Raw genomic sequence first — 19,619 nt, forward strand, 5'->3', positions numbered from 1 at the left:
GTCATCCCCCGCGGCCTCCGGTCGTACCTACCGTCGGACGCATGAGTCGCATCAGTGGAACTCGACGGCCAGAGACGCTCGCGGTGTTCACCGAGTGGGCGGGGCAGCGGTACGGCGATCATCCGGCGCTGCGCGCGAAGGGCATGCCGCCCGTCTCGTACGCCGAACTGCGCGACACCGTCCGCGAGATCGCCTGCGGGCTGATCGGTCCCGGCACCGGTGTCCGGGCGGGCGACCGCGTGGCGATCCTCTCCGACACCCGTGTCGAGTGGACGTACGCGCACTTCGCGGTCTTCGCGGCGGGCGCGGTCGTCGTACCCGTGTATCCGACGGCGGGCGACGAGGAGCTCGCCTGGGTCCTCGCCGACTCCGGCGCCACGGTGGTGATCTGCGAGAACGCCGAGCGGGCGGCGCGGGTGGAGGGCGTACGCTCCAAGACCCCGGCCGTCCGGCACGTCGTCCTGATGGACGAACTCCGCGCGCTGCCCGGTCCGGCCGCCACCGTGGAGGAAGCCGCGGAGGAAGCCGTGGAGATACTCGCCGCGCGGGGCGCCGCCGTCGTGGACAGCGATCTGGCGTCGATCGTCTACACGTCGGGGACCACGGGGCTCCCCAAAGGCTGCCGCCTCACCCACGGCAACTTCGGGGCCGTGCTCGAAGCCAACCTGGATGTGATTCACGGTGCGCCGGGGGACCGCACGTACCTCTATCTCCCGCTCGCCCATCTCCTCGCCCAGCTCATCGAGTTCACGACCTTGCTGTACGGCGGCGAGCTCCGCTATTTCGGCGGCCGCATCGAGGATGTCGTGAGCGAGCTGGCCGAGGTGCGGCCGACGCACCTGCCGTCCGTTCCCCGGCTGTTCGAGAAGGTGCACTCGGTGGTGCTGTCGCTGGCCGAGTCGCAGGAGGGCGGGCGTGAGCGGTTCGAGGAGGCGGTACGGATCGGGCTGCTGGCGGCGGAGGGGCGGCTGCCGCAGGAGCTGGCGGGCGCGTACGAAGAAGCCGACCAGCGGCTGTACAGCTTGGTCAGGGACGTCTTCGGTGGTCAGTTGCGCTGGGCGTTGACCGGGGGAGCACCCATCGCCCCACAGACCATGGACTTCCTGCGGGCCTGCGGCATCCAGGTCTTCGAGGGGTACGGAATGACCGAGTCGGGCGGCGTCATCTCGCTCAACCACCCGGGCGCGGTCCGCTACGGAACGGTCGGCCGCCCCATCGCGGGCTGCGAGGTCCGGATCGCGGACGACGGTGAGGTGCTGGCGCGCGGCCCCATGGTCTTCCCCGGCTATTACGGGGACGAGGCCGCCGCGACGCGCGAGACGCTCGACCCGGACGGCTGGCTGCACACGGGGGACCTCGGCGCGCTGGACGCGGACGGGTATCTCAAGATCACCGGGCGCAAGAAGGACTTGATCATCACTTCCGCCGGCAAGAACCTCACCCCGTCGCTGGTCGAACAGGCCGTCCAGCAGCAGTCGCCGCTCATCTCGCACGTGGTGATGGTGGGCGACCGTCGCCCGTACCCCGTCGCGCTGATCACCCTCGACGCCGAGGAGGTCGCCGGCTGGGCGGCCCGCGAGGGGCGCGACCCCAGCGACCCCGGTGCCGTGCCCGACGCCGTCCGGGCCCTGATTCAGGAGGCGGTCGACGCGGCGAACGAGCGGGTCTCGCGGCCGGCGCGGATCCGCGCCTTCGCCGTACTCGACGAGGACTTCACGGTGGACAGCGGCGTGCTGACGCCGACGCTGAAGGTCCGGCGGCGGGCAGTTGTCGAGCGGTACGCCGCCGAGATAGAGGCGCTGTACGACGCCGACTGATCGCCCATGCCTGTCCGTATACAGGCAGGAGCCCCGTTCCTCGCGGAACGGGGCTCCTTGGGTACTGCTACTTCGACCGCGATCGGGTCGGACCGGGCAACTAGACCGGGGTGACGTTCTCCGCCTGCGGGCCCTTCGGGCCCTGCGTGACGTCGAAGTTCACCTGCTGGTTTTCCTCAAGCGAGCGGAAACCAGACGCGTTGATCGCGGAGTAGTGGACGAAGACATCCGGGCCGCCGCCGTCCTGGGCGATGAAGCCGAAGCCCTTTTCAGCGTTGAACCACTTGACGGTTCCGGTAGCCATAAGCCCTCCTATGGGCCAAAGGGTTGCCCTGCTCCAGAACCTGCAAAGAAGTCTGAAAACTACAAAAGCCTGCGGGTCACATGCTCCGCAGGCTCTGTACTGCAAGGGAAACCAAACTGCAACTTGCGGCGAGCGTAGCACGCACTCTCAGGAGAGTGGAAGAGGGAAAGATCACGTCACCCGGAAGTTTGACAGCGTCTTCCAGCAGGCCTTTCGACGGTAATGCGGAGGGCCCCCGAGAGGCCTCCGGCGATCTTGGGGAGTGGCCCCGACTCGCCCCGGCGGCCCCGGCGTCGGCCCCCGGGTCGGCCCCGGCGTCGGGCTCGGCGGTGGACAGGTCTAGCCTCACGATGTGGACAATTCAACTGCTGTCGACCACCGTCGCAGCCGGCCACGTGTCGGCCACATCCAGTTCCTGAACTGCCTGCCCCTCTACTGGGGGCTGGCCCGTACCGGAGCGCTTCTCGACTTCGAGCTGTCCAAGGACACCCCCGAGCGGCTCAGCGAGCAACTTGTGCGCGGCGATCTCGACATCGCGCCCGTCACCCTCGTCGAGTTCCTGCGCAACGCCGACGATCTCGTCGCCTTCCCCGACCTCGCGGTCGGCTGCGACGGACCCGTCATGTCGTGCGTGATCGTTTCCCAGGTGCCGCTGGCGCAGCTCGACAGAGCCCGGGTCGCGCTCGGTTCGACCTCGCGTACGTCGGTGCGCCTGGCGCAGCTGCTGCTGGCCGAGCAGTACGGCGTACAGCCCGACTACTACACGTGTCCGCCCGACCTCGGGGTGATGATGCAGGAGGCGGAAGCGGCCGTGCTGATCGGGGACGCGGCGCTGCGGGCCGCGCTGCACGACGCGCCCCGGCTCGGCCTCCAGGTCCACGACTTGGGGCAGATGTGGAAGGACTGGACGGGGCTCCCGTTCGTCTTCGCGGTGTGGGCGGCGCGCAAGGACTACCTCGCGCGTGAGCCGGACGTCGTGAAGAAGGTCCACGAGGCGTTCCTGACCTCTCGCGATCTGTCCCTGGAGGAGGTCGGCAAGGTCGCCAAGCAGGCAGCCCGCTGGGAGGTCTTCGACGCGGAGCTGCTGGAGCGCTACTTCACGACACTGGACTTCCGTTTCGGTGCCGAGCAGCTCGCGGGCGTACGGGAATTCGCGCGCAGGACCGGGCCGACGACCGGGTTTCCGGCCGACGTCACGGTTGAACTGCTCGGCTGACCACGTCGCCCCCTAGGCTGCTGGCGACAGCAGGCAAGTCGCCGGCGGTGGTACGGGGGAGGACGAGGGCATGCAGCCGCTCGACGCGGGTGATCCGCAGACCATCGGCGCGTACCGGATCCTCGGCAGGCTGGGCGCCGGCGGCATGGGCCGCGTATTCCTCGGGCGCAGTGCGGGTGGACGTACGGTCGCGGTCAAGGTCGCGCATCCGCACTTCGCGCTCGACGACGAGTTCCGCGCCCGCTTCCGGCGCGAGGTGGCGGCGGCCCGGCGGGTCGGCGGCGAGTGGACGGCGCCCGTGCTGGACGCGGACCCGGATGCCCCTGTGCCGTGGGTGGCCACCGGGTACGTCGCCGGGCCCACGCTGACGGAGGCCGTCGCCGACGCCGGGCCGCTGCCCGCGTACGCGGTGCGCGCTCTGGGCGCGGGGCTCGCGGAGGCGCTGAGCGCGGTGCACGGGCTCGGTCTCGTACACCGGGACGTCAAGCCGTCGAACGTCATGCTGACGCTCGACGGGCCCCGGCTGATCGACTTCGGCATCGCGCGCGCCACCGACGGCACCGCGTCGCTCACCTCCACCGGTGTGTCCATCGGCTCGCCCGGTTACATGTCGCCCGAGCAGATCCTCAGCAAGGACGTGACGGGCGCGGCCGACGTGTTCTCGCTGGGTGCGGTGCTGGCGTACGCCGCGCTGGGCGAGGCACCGTTCCCCGGCGACTCGTCGGCGGCGCTGCTCTACAAGGTGGTGCACGAGGAGCCGCGGCTGGACGGGCTGGACGCGCTCGACGGTGAATTGCGCGAGGTGGTCGGCGCCTGTCTGGCCAAGGAGGCGGCGGACCGGCCGTCCCCGGAGGAAGTGGCGCGGCGGCTCGCGCCGGGCGGGGCCGCGCAGTTGGTGGCGGCGGGGTGGCTGCCGGGGCCGCTGGTCGAGCGGGCGGGGCGGGCGGCGGTGCGGCTGCTCGACCTGGAACCGGCGACGGCGCCGCCGGGGGATTCGGGGCCGGTGCCGTTCAGCAGCCCGGCGGTGGGCGTGTTCGGGCCGCCGCCGGCTTCCTTCGGGAGCGGGAGTGGGGGCGTGGGTGCGGGTGTTGCGCCCGTCGTACCGGGTGGTGGGACCGGCACCGCGACCGCGTCCGATGCGGCGGGCCGCGTTTCGTTCTCGCTGACCACCGAGAACTCCGCCCCCGACGCCCGGGGCCGCGGCCGCCGCAGGAGCTGCACGGTGGTTCTCGCCGTCGCGGGCGCGCTGGCGGTGGTGACGGTGGGCGGCTCGGTCCTCCTGAGCGGGCTGTCCGGCGACGACTCCAACGCGGAGAAGGACAGCGGCGGCCAGGACACTCCCCCCGCCGCCGCGGCCGGCGTGCCCAAGGCCTTCACCGGCACGTGGGAGGGAAGCGTCACGGCGGGCGGCGTCGCCAGCCAGTACTCCGTCAAGATCAGCGGCGGGACGAAGGGCGAGGACGTGGCCCGTACGACGAACACCTTCGGCCCGCTCAAGTGCAACGGTCTGGGCGAACTGGCCTCCGTGACCGCGAACAAGCTCCGCATCACCGACCGCGCCGACCCGGCTCGCCCCTCCACCCCCGGCTGCGCGAGCGGCACCGTTCAGGTCACGTACACGCTGGAGAAGGACGGCACTCTGACCGTCAGGGCGCAGGGCAAGGGAACCGGGAACCCGGCGGGTTCGCTGCGCCGTCTGGACCGCTGAGGCAGACCCGCGTTCGCCGCGCAGTCGGCGATCCCCGGTGAGGGCGGAGCCGTTGCCCGCCGTTATCGTGACGGAGCCATGCCAGACGGGGGAGCGAAGGGGCGCACGGTGCGGAACGGCGCGAGGGCTGACGAGGTCGCCGACGAGGGACGGCTGGTCGCCGGGCGGTACCGGCTGCTGGAGCAGATCGGACGCGGTGGCATGGGCACCGTGTGGCGAGCCGAGGACGAACTGCTGGGCCGCCATGTGGCGCTGAAGAAGCTGCACGTGTCGCCACATCTGGCCGACGACGAGCGGGACACGCTGTACGAGAGGACGCGCCGCGAGGCACGCAGCGCGGCCCGTATCACGCACCCGAACGTGGTCGTGGTGCACGACGTCGTGGACGACGGCGGGCTGCCGTGCATCGTCATGGAGTACGTCCCGTCCCGGACGCTCGGTGAGGTGCTGAAGCAGGACGGGCCCCTGCCGCCCCAGGAGGCGGCCCGGATCGGCCGCGGAATGATCGCCGCTCTGCGGGCCGCGCACGCCGCCGGGGTGCTGCACCGCGACGTCAAGCCGGGCAATGTGCTCCTGGGCGCGGACGGCCGAGTGGTCCTGACGGACTTCGGTATCGCCGTCGCGTCCGGAACGTCCACGCTGACCAAGACCGGGGAGCTGGTCGGGTCCGTGGACTACGTCGCCCCGGAGCGGGTCAGGGGCGGGAAGCCGGGGCCCGCCTCCGACCTGTGGGCGCTGGGGGCGACGCTGTATCAGGCGGTGGAGGGACGCCCGCCGTTCCGCAAGGACACGGCGATCGAGACGGCGTACGCGATCGCCGTCGACCCGCTGGTCCCGCCTCGCGGGGCAGGGCCGCTGGCCCTGCTGATCGAGCAGCTTCTGACAAAAGATCCGCAGACACGTCCGCCGGCCGAGACGGTGGAGCTGCGGCTGCGCGCGCCGGCGGAGGCACAGTTCGCGCAACCACCGGGGCCGGTCAGCCGGAACGCCGAAGGCAGAGCGATGGCCACGGCGCCGACGGCCGCGTCGCCCGATCGCGATGGCCCCGACGTTCCCGACGGCCCGGGCCGGGCGTCCGAGCACCCGCGGAAATCCCCACACGCGCGCCCGCACACGCCCCCGCGCCGCCGTGTCGCCGTCCGGGCGGCCGTCGTGGCGGTCGTCGCCGTGGCGGCGGCAGCTGCCACAGTCCTGATGCTGCGCCCGGAGAGCGGCTCACAGACCACGCCATCGCAGGGCGGCCAGGTCGAGAAGCCGTCCGGCACATCGGCGGGGCCGGTTTCCCCGACGGCGAAGCCGTCTCCTGTCCCGGACGGTTACCACCTGGTGCGGGAGAGAGAGGTCGGGCTCTCCTTCCCCGTCCCGGACGGCTGGACCCGCAAGGAACTGCCCGACAGCACGATCGTGTACATCGATCCGACGGAGCTGGCCAGCCTGCGCGTGAATGTCCTCGACTTCGCGAGCACCAGCCCCCTTCAGCACTGGAAGGACGACGAAGCCAAGTCGCTGCGCGAGGGCAAACTGCCCGGCTACAAGCAGCGGCGGATGCAGACCACGTCCTACCGGGGGCAGCCGGCTGCGATCTGGGAATTCACCTTCCAGGGCAGGGCGCGCGAGTTCCAGGCGATCGACCTCGGGTTCGGCCGGCCGGGCGAGAAGGAGTACGCGATCTACCTCTCGGCGCCGAGCGCGGACTGGGCCGCGTTCAGGCCGGTCTTCGACCACGTCGGTGACGGCCTGCACATCGAGAGTGAACAGACTGGCTGACCTGCTGACCTGCTGACCTGCTGACCTGCTGAACTGCGGCGTCAACCGGGCGCCCGAAGCTCACCCGCGAGGCTGGCGTAGGCTGGGCCGGTCCGTCCACACCCTGCCGAAAGGGACACCCCGGTGACTGAGAAGGCCGACCTCACAGCCGTCCTCGACCGCGCCGCTGAGGGTGGGCGGATCACCCCGGAAGAGGCACTCGACCTCTACCGCCACGCGCCGCTGCACGCGCTCGGGCAGGCCGCCGACGCCGTACGCCGCCGCCGTTACGCCGGTACCGAGCACATCGCGACGTACATCATCGAGCGGAACATCAACTACACGAACTCGTGCGTCACCGCGTGCAAGTTCTGCGCCTTCTACGCCGCGCCCAAGAGTGACAAGGTGTGGACCCGCGACCTCGACGACATCCTGCGCCGCTGCGCGGAGACCGTCGAGCTCGGCGGTACGCAGATCATGTTCCAGGGCGGGCACCACCCGGACTACGGCGTCGAGTACTACGAGGAGCACTTCGCCGCGATCAAGGCGGCGTACCCGCAGCTCGTCATCCACTCCCTCGGCGCCTCCGAGGTCGAGCACATGGCCCGCATCTCCGGTGTGAGCGCCGAGGACGCGATCCGCCGGATTCACGCCGCCGGTCTCGACTCCTTCGCAGGCGCCGGCGCCGAGCTGCTGCCCGAGCGGCCGCGCAAGGCCATCGCGCCGCTCAAGGAGTCCGGCGAGCGCTGGCTGGAGATCATGGAGCTCGCGCACCGGCTGGGTGTCGAGTCGACGTCGACGATGCTCATGGGTACGGGCGAGACCAACGCCGAGCGCATCGAGCACCTGCGGATGATCCGTGACGTACAGGACCGGACGGGTGGCTTCCGCGCCTTCATCCCGTACACCTACCAGCCGCAGAACAACGCGCTGAAGGGCCGCACGCAGGCCACGCTCTTCGAGTACCTGCGCCTCATCGCCGTCGCGCGTCTCTTCTTCGACAACATCGCGCACATCCAGGGCTCCTGGCTGACGGTCGGCAAGGAGGTCGGCCAGCTGTCGCTGCACTACGGCGCGGACGACCTCGGGTCGATCATGCTGGAGGAGAACGTCGTGTCGTCGGCCGGGGCCAAGCACCGGTCCAACCGGATGGAGATCATCGATCTCATCCGCAAGTCCGGGCGCGTGCCCGCGCAGCGCACGACGACGTACGAGCACATCCTCGTCCACGACGACCCGGCGAACGACCCGGTCGACGACCACGTGGTCTCGCACCTCTCGTCGACGGCCATCGAGGGCGGCACCGCGCACCCCGAGCTGAAGATCCTCAGCAGCAACTGAACCGGCTGAGCCGACTACCGCCACGGAGCCGAGTTGCTGACGATTCACGCCGCCGACCTGGTCGTCCCCGTCGTCGGGGAGCCGGTCGAGCGGGGCGCGGTCGCCGTCGACGGGACGACGGTCGTCGCGCTCGGCCCGTACGACGAAGTGGCCGCCGCCCGGCCGACGGCCCGCGTTCGTCGCTGGCCCGGAGTCCTCACCCCCGGGCTGCACAACGACAGCGGTGGCTTGCTGCTGGAGCACGCTTATTTCCCCGAGGAGCCGGGCGAGTTCGACGAACTCGGACGGGATCCCCTCACCGGCGACGCCTTGGCCGCGCTGCGCATGACCGAGGCCCGCTGGGGCAACAGCGCCCGCCGCTGCACGCAGAAACTCCTGGCCCATGGCGTGGTCGCCGTCACCGGCCCGCTCCTGATTCCGGCCGTCCGCCAGGCGGTGCACCGGGCGGGCCTCACGGTTACTGGCCCCGGCACGGGCCCCGGCCCCCGCCCCGGCACGGCCGACCCGCTGGCCGACGGCGCCCCGCTCGCTTCCGTGGCCGCGTCCCCGCTCGCCGTCGGCTCCCGTGCCGACCTCGCGGTCTTCGACGTACCGGACGAGGCGGCCCTGCGGGCGCGCGGGGCCGGCACGTGCGTCGCGACGGTGCTGGGCGGCCGGCTGGTGCACCGGCGGCGGTGAGCCGCCGGGCGGGGGGTGCTTTACGGCACGCTGGGGCCGCCCAGGTAGCGGCCGTTCTCGTCGTACGGCCAGGCATTGGCCACGCACCCCTGCAGGCCCTTGATCTGCTGCATCATCGCGGGCGCCGGGCGGCCGGGACCAGGGCACGTCTCGTGGCCGCGGCCCAGCCAGTGGCCGACCTCGTGGTTGATGATCAGGGCGCGGTACTCGGAGACCGGTCCGTCGAACTGCGGGGAGCCGAGCTGCCACCGCTTGAGATTCACCATGACCTTCTCGCCGCCGCGGCAGTTGACCTCGCCGTGGGTGTTCAGGCCGTACGAGCCGCAGAGCCGGTCGGTGGTTGCCGGGGTGGCGACGCGGATCACCAACCCCGCCGAATCGTCGGCGACTTGGCGGAACGAGTGGGTGCCGTCGTACGCCCAGCCGCGCGGGTCGGCGAGGATGCCGGCGATGTCCTCGGCAGCCTTGTCCGGGTCGACGCCGATACCGTCCTCCACCTCCACGCGGTAGCGGCTGCCACCGCCGGTGGTGGAGGCGCCCGCGCGGGCGACGGTGAACGTGCCGGGGCCCGAGGCGGGCACGGCCGGGGGCGGCGTGGAGGCAGTCGCGGTCGCGGTCCGGGACGGCTTGAGGCTGGGCGATGCCTTGGGACTGGCAGAGGCCCTGGCCTTGGGGGAGGCCGCCGGTGACGTCCTCGGCGCGGGTGAGGAAGGAGTGGCGCGTGCCTGGACGCTCCCGCCGGCGGCCGGCGCTTCGGACCCCGCCCACGGCAGGTCCAGGAGCACCGCCCCCGCGACGACCGCGACCACCAGCACGAGCGCGCCGAGCCCGGCCCGGCGCCGGCGGCGCGTCCGAGTCCGCTTCCCCGCCTGCCTGCGCTGTGCGCGGCCGGGGGAACCCGACCGTAAAGAGGAGGAGGAAGAAGAGGAAGGAGAAGAAGAGCTGACCGGCACGCGTATTCGGTACGTGTCCTCGTCGGCGTCCCGTACGGACTGGTCAGCCGCCATGGTTCGATCCGCTCTCGATTACGGGATGGTCGTCGGCGTACCGCACCAGCTGCTTGAACCGCTTGTCGTCCACGGCGCGCACCAGCTGGGTGACCGACACCGGGACCGGCCCGCCCGACGACTCCTGCGGGGAGACGGTCAGCGAGATGGCGCTGTCGCCGTACCGGTACTGGACGGAAACCTCCACCGTTTTCCGCGAGTTGACCGGCACCCGGTACGCGTTTGCGGTGGTGCCGTCGGTCAGGGTGACCCGCTCGCAGAGCAGGCCCTTCTCCGGTACGCCCTCGCACGCGCCCAGCGAGCCGCCCGGCTCGGCACGCACCGTGAAGCGCACCGGGAAGATCTTGCCGCCCGTCTCTCCCTGGTAGAGACGGACGTCGCTGTCGAGTGGGCGGATGGTGCCGACCGCGGCGGGGAGCAGGTCATCGAGGACCACGGCGGCCCTTTGCTGGAACGCGGTGAGCCGCTCCTGTTCGGCCTTGGGCAGCAGGGTGCGGGCGAACGTCTCGCCGGGGGTCGGCGCCACGTGCACCGGGGTGCGCTCCGGCGCGGGGCCGACGGCCGGCGGGCCGGGAGGCGCCGCCGGGCCGGTGTCCGGGCCCGGCCGGGCCCACGGCGTCAGTACGGACATGGTCAGCGCCACGGCCGTCACCACCCCGAAGACGCTCCCGGCCACGGCCAGCCGGGCCCGCGCCCGCCGCCGGCGGCCGAGGCGCACGGCTCCCGGCACCAGGTCGGGCAGCGGCGGGAGCATCTCGGTCGCCCGGCTCATGGCGTTCTTGAACAGCGTGTCCGGCAGGTCCGGCAGGTCCTGCTCGGGGCTGTGATGCAGGTTCGTATTCATGGCCGGTCATCAGCTCCCGGTGGCGTAGACATGCGCGTCACCCAGCCGGGTGCGCAGCCGGGCAAGGGAGCGTGAGCACTGGCTCTTCACGGTGGACTCGCTGCACCGCAGCAAAGAGGCGACCGTTTCGACGCTCAGGTCCTCCCAGTAGCGCAGTACGACGATCGCTCTTGCCCGGGGCGGGAGTTCGTCCAGCAGGGCGAGGAGTGTGACGCGCAGGTCCGAGTACGGCGCCGGGTGGGGCTGGGTACGGGGGGCGGTGCGGGTGTGCGCCAGGAGGTCGCGCAGGGTTCGCCTGCGCTCGGCCACGAAGGTGCGTACCAGCACGGTCTTGGCGTACGCGTCGAGGTTGTCGGCGGCGCTTGCCTTGCGCCAGTGCTGGAACAGCTTGGCGAGCGTGGTCTGTGCGAGGTCCCGGGCGCCCTCCGGGTCCCCGCACAGCAGGTAGGCCGTCCGGTACAGCCGCCGCTGCCCGACTCGTGCGTACGCCTCGAAGCTCGCGGTGTCGCGGTCCGAGGCCTCGGCCCCCGGGCCGGTCGCCGTCCCTGCCGGCATCCGCCCGCCCCCTCTCGCTGGTTCTGCCCCGGTTGCTCCGGTCGCTCCGGGATCGACTCCCACCCCCTTCAGAGCGCGCTCGCGTCGGAAAGGTTGAAAGCGGATGTCGAGCACTTCGGCAGCTTTGCGAAAGTTTGCGCGCAGGAAGTGCAGAGGGCCGGAAGTCCTCTGTGGTGCAGGGCGGAGAGTAAGCAGAGCCGCAGCCTTGTCAGGCCGCCGAGTTTCGCGCGGATATTGGCAATGTGAAACTTCACCGTCCGCGTACTGATGTTCAGGTCCGCAGCGATTTCCTCATTGGAAGGCGCGCTGTGCAGGGCAGTGAAAACCTGCTTCTCCATGGGCGTGAGATGGCGCAGAGGAGTTGGCGCGAGGAGGGCCAACGACGCCCGTTCGCAGGCGACATCATGGCTCCGACCAGCGCAGACAATACAGTGAACCGTCATGATCCCCCCCAGGACGTTGGCTCAAAAGCAGCGGAAATCTAACACGGGGGGTGAGAGACCCGGCTGTAAGTCCGCAATATGGGCGGGCCGGGAAGGTGCGTCAGGCAACGAGGTGGGCGGCTTGTCCCAGGTGGCCCTGAGACTGCTTTTTCACCTGCTATGAACTGAGCGAGGCGGCTAGCTTGAGCCGGTCCTTGAGTTGCTGCTTGGCCAGGTTGAGGGTCTCGGCATTTTTGTTGATCTGCCGGTTCTGGTAGGCGGACTGGACCGCGAAGTAGACGCCGACGAGGTTGACCTTCTGCTTGCAGGCGACGTCGGCCTTGGCGGCGGTGATCGCGGCGGGGGAGGAGAGGGCGTCGTCGGCGATGCCGAGGTCTTCGCGGGCGTCCATAGGGTCGACGGCCGTGTGGCCCTGCTTGGCCATGCACTCGGACCAGCGCTTGTTGACGGCCTTCACGCGGGAGTCCTCGCGGGCCTTGGACTCGGCCTCGGACTTGAGATTGAAGACGTACAGCGCGTCCACGGCGTTCGGCTCGGGAGCGTACAGCTTGAGGAAGGCCTCACGGCCGCAGCCGCCGACCGGCACTGCCTTGCCGTTGATCTTCTGCTTGCTGCCGCCCTTCTTCTCGGCCTCTGCCTGACTCATCGGCATGTCGGCCGGCGTCAGGCCGGGCACGCCGTGCAACGCGAGTTCCTCGGTCTCGGTGAGGTTCTTGTCGGTCTTCGCCGGCGGTTCGGGCTCACCGGGGGAGCCGTAGCCGTACTGGGCCGCTTCCTTGGGGTCCACCAGCCCGAAGATCCGCGAGTTCGGGCCGCTCGCCGCCTTCGTGACGGGCCGCTGCGGTGGGCTGTAGGAGAAGCCGAAGCGCTCCATGCACTGGGTGACGAGCGCGTTGTGGCCCTGCTCGACCGCGTCTCGCTCCTGCTGGGTGGCTTCATAGGCGTCCAGGGGGAACTCCAGGCCCACGGTCAGCGACATCGTGGGGGTGGCTGTCACCTCGGGCTCCGACTTGTCGTCTTTGTGTCCCACGTCGGTGGTGGAGGAACAAGCGGAGAGGAGCAGAGCAGCGCAGACCACACCTATCGAACGGTGGAGGTGGCGCGAGCCGGAGAGCGGGAGCATGCGGATCCTTCGGGCGACCGGGTTGTAGGATGCGGCAACCGCTGTTCTGCCCGGCGCTTACGGGCAGAACAGCGGTTGCTTTTTTTACTGGCGGGGTCGTTCCCCGCGGCCTGATCAGAGGGTGTAGTACGCCGAAGAGATCTCGTTCTTGAACGTGGCGGAGGCGTTGCCGGAGTAGCCGGACGGCAGCGAGCCGCGGACGCCGCCACGGTTGGCGTCGGTGTAGACGTACCAGGTGTTCACATCGCGGTTCCAGTACGAGGCGGTGTTGTCGTTGGTGGACTGCCCCGAGCCGGCGCAGGAGCCGATGAACTTGTCGTCGTAGAAGTTGGAGTCGGCGACGTAGAGGTCGAAGACGCAACCGCCGAAGTCCGAGTTGTAGTAGAGGCCGAACTCGCCGCTCTCCACGACACCGTTCTTGTGGGTGGCGGCCGAGGCCGTGCCGGCCGTCGCGAGGGTCAGGCCGGTGGCGGCGGTGGCCGCCAGGGCGATGCCGGCGAGGCGCCGCGTAACGGTGGAACGAGACATTTCACTTCTCCTTGTGTGTTGCATGAGTTGCCTGTGTTGCTGCTCGGACACGAGCGGTAGCAATTCAATGAGGCACACCACGGGGTGTCTACTGTCCCCGGAGACAGTTGTTGTGGGCCTGCGCGCTCTGTACCGTCGGTCGCCTGAGCAGCACTTACGCACCATCAGGCCGCCGACCACAGGCGCCTGTTGGTCGCCCGGCCAGTCGCCCCGCTGCTGTCAGGGGCCGGCCACACCTCCCCCACTGTTGCCCTTCTCCCGGGAGTTCCCGTATGCGCTGTGTCCCTGCTGTCACCAGAACTGCCGCGGCGCTGCTGCTGGTGTCCCTCGCCGCCGTTGGCTGCTCGAACGCCACGCAGGGTGAGCCCTCCGACTCCGCCCAGCCGAAGGCGAAATCCCCGACGAGCGGTGCGTCGCAGACCGTGGTGAGCGATGAGATGCGGGCGTACTTCGACTGCCTGAAGGACAACGGTCTGACCCTGGAGACGACCGACGGCGGAGAACCGCGAGTCGAGAAGGGCACGAACAGCGACGCGGCCACCATCGCGGCGGAGAAGAAGTGCGTGGACCTCCGCTCGGAACCGACCGTGTCCGCCCTGCCGAAGGACCAGCTGGCGAAGGCCCGCGAACTGAGCGCGTGCATACGGGAGAAGGGGATCAAGAACTACCCGGACCCCGACGCGAAGGGCAACGTGCAGCTCAGCGCCGAGCTGGCCAAGTCGCTCAAGGCGAACCCCGACTTCCCCAAGGCCGAGCAGGAGTGCCAGCCCGACTCCAGCGACGGCGACACCGTCGTCGGCGGCTGACGCGGCGGACGGATCCGGAGAAGGCTGCGCATGAGCGAGAACAGTGAGATCAAAAGCGCGGATGAAGGGCGCGACGGCGGCCTGGGCAGGCGACGCCGCTGGGTGATCGCCGTCGCCGTCGGCGCGGCGGTGCTCGCCACCGCCGGTGTCGGCGCCTCAATGGTGATCAAGTCACCGGCGCAGGTGGCGGCGGAGGCCGAGGCGCCTCAGGAGGATGTGCTGACCGCGACGGTGGAGCACCGCGTTCTGGTGTCCTCGGTGATCACTCGCGGTGAGGTGAAGGCGGGACAGTCCGTGAACGTCTCGCCGCAGGTGTCCGGCGGCGGTGAGGGCTCGGCGGCCGGGTCGGTGATCACGAAGATGGCGGTCAAGGCGCAGGACGTTCTCAAGAACGGCCAGGTGCTGCTGGAGGTCTCGGGCCGCCCCGTGTTCGTACTGAAGGGGAAGCTGCCCGTCTACCGGGACCTGCGCCCGGGCAGCACGGGCGATGATGTGAAGCAGCTGCAGAAGGCGCTGCGCGACCTGGGCCACGGCACCGGCTCGGACGCGAACGGCACCTTCGGCGCGGGTACAAAGTCCGCGCTCAACTCCTTTTACACCTCCGTTGGTTACGACCCCTTGCCCGCCCAGGACGATGACGGCGAGGCACTCAAGGCCGCAGGCGACACGGTGAAGTCCGCCGAGCGGGCACTGGAGGATGCCAAGGACGCCCGGGACGCGGCGAACAGCGATGCGGCGGGCGACGCGGACAGTGACGCTGAGGGCGATGCGGCGGGCGATGAGGCCGGGGACGAGGCCGGAGCCACTGACGCCGGCACGGGCAGCGAGCTGCAGAAGTCCGTGGACCGGGCGGCGGAAGACCTGCGCGACGCGCGGACGGCGTACGCCGAGGCGCAGGCCAAGTCGGGCCCGATGTTCCCGGCCGGTGAGGCGGTGTTCCTGGAGAGCTTCCCGGCCCGGGTGAACGCGGTCCAGGGGTCCGTGGGCAGCAAGGTGTCCGGGACGGTCATGACCGTGTCGGCGGGCAAGCTGATGGTGCAGGCGTACGTACCCGAGTACCAGAAGGGGCTGCTGCGCGCCGGCCAGAAGGTGCAGATCTACTCGGAGCTCACCGGGGTGTCGGCCGGCGCGAAGATCTCTTTGGTCGCCGAGACGCAGACTGTTCCCGGACAGAGCAGCGGCAGCGGCTCGGGCGGCGGCCAGGGAAGCGGTGACAGCAGTGGCGGCGGGGGCGGCGGCGCGGGCTCGGGCGATTCCGGGTACCTGGTGCAGATCACCCCGGACAAGGCCCTCGACACGCAACTGACCGGCCAGGACGTGCGGTTGACGATCGAGGCGGCTTCCACCGGTGGCAAGGCCCTGGTGGTGCCGATCACCGCGATCACCTCGGGTGCGGACGGCAAGACGGTGGTGACAGTGGTCACCAAGTCCGGGGGAGAGAAGCGGGTCGAGGTACGGCCGGGGACGACCGGCGACGGTTTCGTGGCGGTCGTACCGGCGAAGAAGGACGCCCTCGCGGCGGGCGACAAGGTGGTTACCGGGGTGAAGAAATGACCACACCGGTCATCGAGTTCCGACAGGTCGGTCTCACCTACCCCGGCCCCCCGCCGGTCGCCGCCTTCCGCCCCTGCGACCTGACGATCAACGAGGGCGAGTTCGTGACCGTGGTCGGTCCTTCAGGGTCCGGCAAGTCGACGTTCCTGAACATCGCGGGCCTCCTCGACGCGCCCACCTCGGGGACGTACCTCCTCGACGGTCTGGACACGGGCGCGATGAAGGACGCCCACCGCACCGCGCTGCGCGGCCGCCGCATCGGCTTCGTCTTCCAGTCCTTCCATCTGCTGCCGCACCGCAGCGCCCTGGAGAACGTCACGCTGGCCATGGTCTACAGCGGTGTCGCCCGAAAGGAGCGGCGACAGCGGGCGAAGGAAGCGCTGAGCCGGGTCGGACTCGGCCACCGCGTCGACACCCTGCCCACCCGGCTGTCCGGCGGTGAGCGGCAGCGCGTGGCGATCGCGCGGGCGCTGGTGTCCAGGCCCTCCCTTCTTCTCTGCGACGAGCCGACCGGCAATCTCGACACGGCAAACGCGCAGTCGGTACTCGAACTACTGGGGGAGCTGCACGCAGACGGGATGACCGTGCTCGTGATCACTCACGACCTGGAGGTGGCGGAGCGCGGCGCGCGTACGGTCACCATTCGGGACGGCGTGCTGCGCGAGCGCGACGAGGCGGTGGCATGATCCGCCGCTTGTCTCGCACCCGCCTGTCTGGTACCCGACTGTCTGACACCCGCCTGTCTCGTACCGGACCGGTGGAGCCCTCGGTGTTCTCCCTCACCGATCTGCTGGCCGAAGCGCTGGCCGGAATGCTGCAGCGGCCGGCCCGTTCGGCGCTGACCGCGCTGGGCACGGTCCTCGGCGTAGGCACATTCGTGGCCATTCTCGGCCTGACCGCGACAGCTTCCTCCCAGATCGATGCCCGCTTCAACTCACTCACGGCCACTGAGGTTTCGGTCGAAGACGTGGCGTCGGAGCAGAACGAGTACGCCGGTCCGGCCTTCCCCGAGGACGCCGATGCCCGGGTGGAGAAGCTGAACGGCGTACGCAGCGCAGGGGTGTACTGGCCGGTGCGGCTGGATGCCGCGACCACTGTGCGCTCCGCCCCGGTGGGCGACGCGGCCGACGGCTCGCGAGCCGAGGTGGTCGCCGCTTCCCCCGGTGTGCTGGAAGCGGCCGAGCCCACCCTCGCCCAGGGGAAGCTCTACGACGACCTGATGTCCGACAACAACGAGTACGTCGCCGTCATAGGCTCCGGCGTCGCCTCCCGCCTGGGCATCACCACCCTGGAGACCCGGCCCGCGGTCTTCGTGGGCGACCAGCCCTTCACCGTCACCGGCATCATCGAGGACACCGAGCGCAAGGCCGACCTGCTCCTTTCGGTGGTCGTCCCGCGTACGACCGCCGAGAAGATCTGGGGCCCGCCCGAGGGCAGCGGAGCGATGATGCTGATCTCGACCGAGCTGGGAGCCGCCCAGCAGGTCGCCAAGCTGGCGCCAACCGCGCTGCGCCCCGACCACCCCGAGTACCTCAAGGCCGTACCCCCACCGGACCCCAAGATGCTGCGCTCGGGCGTGAGCGGCGACCTGAGCCAGCTGTTCCTCCTCCTCGCGGCGATCTGCCTGGTCATCGGGGCGGTCGGGATCGCGAACACCACCCTGGTCGCGGTTCTGGAACGTACCGGCGAGATCGGCCTGCGACGCGCGCTGGGCGCCCGGGGCAGGCACATCACCGTGCAGTTCCTCGCCGAGTCCGGGGCACTGGGAGCCCTGGGCGGCCTGATTGGCACCTCACTGGGCGTGCTCACGGTGGTCGGCGTGGCCCTGGCCCGCGACTGGACGCCGGTCGTACATCCCGCTGCCGCGGCGGCGGCCCCGGTGATCGGCCTGGTCACGGGCGTACTGGCGGGGCTGTACCCGGCGTGGCGCGCCTCCCGTATCGAACCCGCCGAGGCGCTGCGCCGCTGACGGCGGAGGCCGTGCGGCGGATCGCCGGGCCTGCGCGGCTTCCGCCGCGGCGGGCCCGGCACAATGGACCGCGTGACCCGCGCATCCCTGAACAAGAAGCCCGCCGAAGTCGCCTCGATGTTCGACGAAGTGGCGGAACGCTACGACCTCACCAACGACGTCCTCTCCCTCGGGCAGGACCGGATCTGGCGCAAGGAGGTCGCCAAGGCGGTGGACGCCCGCCCGGCCCAGAAGATCCTGGACCTGGCCGCCGGAACCGGCACCTCTTCGCAGCCTTTCGCGCAGGCCGGCGCGTACGTCGTGCCGTGCGACTTCTCGATCGGCATGCTGAGGGTGGGCAAGCAGCGCCACCCGTGGATGCCGTTCACCGCTGGCGACGGAACGAAGCTCCCCTTCAAGGACGACACCTTCGACGCCGTCACCATCTCCTTCGGCCTGCGCAACATCCAGGACACCGACGCCGCGCTGCGCGAGCTGTACCGGGTGACGAAGCCGGGCGGCCGCGTAGTGATCTGCGAGTTCTCGCACCCGACGTGGGCACCCTTCCGCACGGTGTACATGGAGTACCTGATGCGCGCGCTGCCGCCGGTGGCGACCGCGGTGTCGTCGAACCCCGACGCGTATGTCTACCTGGCCGAGTCGATCCGGGAGTGGCCCGACCAGCCGGCGCTGGCGGCCCGGCTCCAGAAGGCCGGCTGGTCGAAGGTCGCGTGGCGCAACCTGACGGGCGGGGTTGTGGCCCTGCACCGCGGCACCAAGCCGCAGTAGGCAGCGCAGAAGGCAACAGAAGGCAATAGAAGGCATTGGTGAACTACCAGTCAGTCCTGGAGCGGATCGCGCAGGACGTCTCACCGCAGCTCGGCACTGGCAGACCCGCCGAGTACATCCCGGCGCTCGCCGCCGTCGACCCGGGCCACTTCGGCATGGCCATCGCGGATGTCGACGGCAAGGTGTACGGAGTCGGGGACTGGCAGCGCCCCTTCTCCACCCAGTCGATCACCAAGGTCTTCACGCTGGCGCTGGTGCTGGCCGCGGGCGGCGACGACCTGTGGGAGCACGTGGGCCGCGAGCCTTCCGGCAACCCGTTCAACTCCCTGGTGCAGCTGGAGTACGAGAACGGGATCCCGCGCAATCCGTTCATCAACGCGGGCGCGCTGGTGGTGACGGACCGCCTCCAGACCCTGACGGGCGACGCGAGCTCGGAACTCCTGGGTTTCCTCCGCGAGGAGAGCGGAAACCCGGACCTGGCCTTCGACCAGGAAGTAGCCGACTCGGAGTCCGCCCACGGCGACCGCAACGCGGCCCTGGCGCACTTCATGGCGTCGTACGGCAACATCACCAACCCCGTCCCGACCCTCCTCGACCACTACTTCTGGCAGTGCGCGATCGAGATGAGCTGCGCAGACCTAGCACTGGCGGCGCGCTTCCTGGCCCGCCACGGGCTGCGGGCGGACGGCTCGCGGCTGCTGACGCGCAGCGAGGCGAAGCAGATCAACGCGGTGATGCTGACATGCGGTACGTACGACGCGGCAGGCGAATTCGCCCACCGCGTGGGACTGCCGGGCAAGAGCGGAGTGGGGGGTGGGATCGTCGCGGTGGTACCGGGCCGGTGCACGCTGTGCGTGTGGAGCCCGGGCCTGGACGAGCGGGGCAACTCGGTGGCGGGGGTGGCGGCGCTGGACCGCTTCACGACTCTGACGGGCTTGTCAGTTTTCTAGCCGTTCTGGCGGTTCTAGCCGTCTTGCCGCTCTGGCCGTTCTGACCCTTCGGGGTTGACCGGGGTCGGTAACCAAGGCTTGCTTCTGGGGGTTTCGGGTCGTTCCCGAGCGCTCCAGGGTCGGTGGGCCGGACCGGCGCGTCAAGGGCGCTCCCTTCGGTCGCGTCGCTGCGCGATGTGCCTACGGCCCACCCTTGACCCGCCGCCCCGGCCCACCGCTAACGCTTATACGGGGACGGCCCAAAGAAAAACGCCCTGCACGC

At 70.3% G+C, this 19,619-nt stretch carries 19 protein-coding genes; 12 read left to right on the top strand and 7 right to left on the bottom strand.

Features of this window, described 5'->3' with window-relative positions:
• Positions 1-41: 41 nt before the first annotated feature.
• A complete protein-coding gene (locus J7E89_RS13935) occupies positions 42-1,817 on the top strand; it encodes a long-chain fatty acid--CoA ligase (protein ID WP_214973308.1) in 1,776 nt (591 codons plus the stop codon).
• Between the two features lie 100 nt (positions 1,818-1,917).
• Here the strand turns inward: J7E89_RS13935 and J7E89_RS13940 are convergent, their stop codons facing one another.
• Entirely contained in the window at positions 1,918-2,121 is a 204-nt protein-coding gene (locus J7E89_RS13940) for a cold-shock protein (protein ID WP_003984261.1), read from the bottom strand.
• Between the two features lie 352 nt (positions 2,122-2,473).
• Here J7E89_RS13940 and J7E89_RS13945 point away from each other — a divergent pair, with 352 nt between their 5' ends.
• The 5 genes from J7E89_RS13945 (at position 2,474) to J7E89_RS13965 (ending at position 8,810) form a co-directional block, all read left to right on the top strand.
• Positions 2,474-3,337: a menaquinone biosynthetic enzyme MqnA/MqnD family protein gene (locus tag J7E89_RS13945; protein ID WP_214973310.1), complete on the top strand. Its 864-nt coding sequence runs from the start codon at positions 2,474-2,476 to the stop codon at positions 3,335-3,337.
• A gap of 70 nt (positions 3,338-3,407) precedes the next feature.
• Entirely contained in the window at positions 3,408-5,045 is a 1,638-nt protein-coding gene (locus tag J7E89_RS13950; protein ID WP_214973311.1) for a serine/threonine-protein kinase, read from the top strand.
• A 78-nt stretch (positions 5,046-5,123) separates the two neighbouring features.
• Positions 5,124-6,812 carry a serine/threonine-protein kinase gene (locus J7E89_RS13955; RefSeq protein WP_214973313.1) on the top strand — a complete coding sequence of 563 codons (1,689 nt, stop codon included), beginning with the start codon at positions 5,124-5,126 and terminating at the stop codon, positions 6,810-6,812.
• A gap of 123 nt (positions 6,813-6,935) precedes the next feature.
• On the top strand, positions 6,936-8,132 hold the full coding sequence (gene mqnC / locus J7E89_RS13960; RefSeq protein WP_214973321.1) for a cyclic dehypoxanthinyl futalosine synthase: 1,197 nt from the start codon (positions 6,936-6,938) through the stop codon (positions 8,130-8,132).
• Positions 8,133-8,165: 33 nt separating this feature from the next.
• Positions 8,166-8,810, top strand: coding sequence for a hypothetical protein (locus tag J7E89_RS13965; RefSeq protein WP_214973323.1), 645 nt, complete (start codon positions 8,166-8,168; stop codon positions 8,808-8,810).
• Positions 8,811-8,830: 20 nt separating this feature from the next.
• Here the strand turns inward: J7E89_RS13965 and J7E89_RS13970 are convergent, their stop codons facing one another.
• The 6 genes from J7E89_RS13970 to J7E89_RS13995 form a co-directional block, all read right to left on the bottom strand.
• Complete coding sequence (locus J7E89_RS13970; RefSeq protein WP_214973325.1) at positions 8,831-9,817, bottom strand: DUF3152 domain-containing protein; 987 nt, start codon at positions 9,815-9,817, stop codon at positions 8,831-8,833.
• Positions 9,807-10,661, bottom strand: a complete 855-nt coding sequence (locus J7E89_RS13975) for a hypothetical protein (RefSeq protein WP_214973331.1) — start codon at positions 10,659-10,661, stop codon at positions 9,807-9,809. The genes J7E89_RS13970 and J7E89_RS13975 overlap by 11 nt, the downstream gene beginning before the upstream one ends.
• A gap of 9 nt (positions 10,662-10,670) precedes the next feature.
• Positions 10,671-11,216, bottom strand: a complete 546-nt coding sequence (locus J7E89_RS13980; protein ID WP_214973332.1) for a SigE family RNA polymerase sigma factor — start codon at positions 11,214-11,216, stop codon at positions 10,671-10,673.
• 68 nt (positions 11,217-11,284) lie between these two features.
• Entirely contained in the window at positions 11,285-11,554 is a 270-nt protein-coding gene (locus J7E89_RS13985; protein WP_214973333.1) for a LuxR C-terminal-related transcriptional regulator, read from the bottom strand.
• 262 nt (positions 11,555-11,816) lie between these two features.
• The gene (locus tag J7E89_RS13990) at positions 11,817-12,782 is read right to left on the bottom strand and encodes a hypothetical protein (RefSeq protein ID WP_214973334.1); all 966 of its coding nucleotides are present in this window, start codon (positions 12,780-12,782) and stop codon (positions 11,817-11,819) included.
• A gap of 114 nt (positions 12,783-12,896) precedes the next feature.
• The gene (locus J7E89_RS13995; RefSeq protein WP_214973335.1) at positions 12,897-13,310 is read right to left on the bottom strand and encodes a peptidase inhibitor family I36 protein; all 414 of its coding nucleotides are present in this window, start codon (positions 13,308-13,310) and stop codon (positions 12,897-12,899) included.
• A 272-nt stretch (positions 13,311-13,582) separates the two neighbouring features.
• Here J7E89_RS13995 and J7E89_RS14000 point away from each other — a divergent pair, with 272 nt between their 5' ends.
• The 6 genes from J7E89_RS14000 (at position 13,583) to J7E89_RS14025 (ending at position 19,357) form a co-directional block, all read left to right on the top strand.
• Positions 13,583-14,116 carry a hypothetical protein gene (locus J7E89_RS14000; protein ID WP_214973336.1) on the top strand — a complete coding sequence of 178 codons (534 nt, stop codon included), beginning with the start codon at positions 13,583-13,585 and terminating at the stop codon, positions 14,114-14,116.
• Between the two features lie 30 nt (positions 14,117-14,146).
• On the top strand, positions 14,147-15,670 hold the full coding sequence (locus J7E89_RS14005) for a peptidoglycan-binding domain-containing protein (RefSeq protein ID WP_251060519.1): 1,524 nt from the start codon (positions 14,147-14,149) through the stop codon (positions 15,668-15,670).
• Entirely contained in the window at positions 15,667-16,356 is a 690-nt protein-coding gene (locus J7E89_RS14010; protein ID WP_214973337.1) for an ABC transporter ATP-binding protein, read from the top strand. Before J7E89_RS14005 ends, J7E89_RS14010 begins: the two co-directional genes overlap by 4 nt.
• Positions 16,353-17,639: an ABC transporter permease gene (locus J7E89_RS14015; RefSeq protein ID WP_214973338.1), complete on the top strand. Its 1,287-nt coding sequence runs from the start codon at positions 16,353-16,355 to the stop codon at positions 17,637-17,639. Before J7E89_RS14010 ends, J7E89_RS14015 begins: the two co-directional genes overlap by 4 nt.
• Positions 17,640-17,711: 72 nt before the next feature.
• Positions 17,712-18,407 (top strand): demethylmenaquinone methyltransferase, encoded by a 696-nt coding sequence (locus J7E89_RS14020; protein WP_214973343.1) that lies wholly within the window; start codon positions 17,712-17,714, stop codon positions 18,405-18,407.
• A 38-nt stretch (positions 18,408-18,445) separates the two neighbouring features.
• Positions 18,446-19,357, top strand: coding sequence for a glutaminase (locus tag J7E89_RS14025; protein ID WP_214973345.1), 912 nt, complete (start codon positions 18,446-18,448; stop codon positions 19,355-19,357).
• Positions 19,358-19,619: the final 262 nt, after the last annotated feature.

The sequence above is a fragment of the Streptomyces sp. ISL-100 genome (assembly GCF_018614615.1).
Lineage (GTDB): Bacteria > Actinomycetota > Actinomycetes > Streptomycetales > Streptomycetaceae > Streptomyces.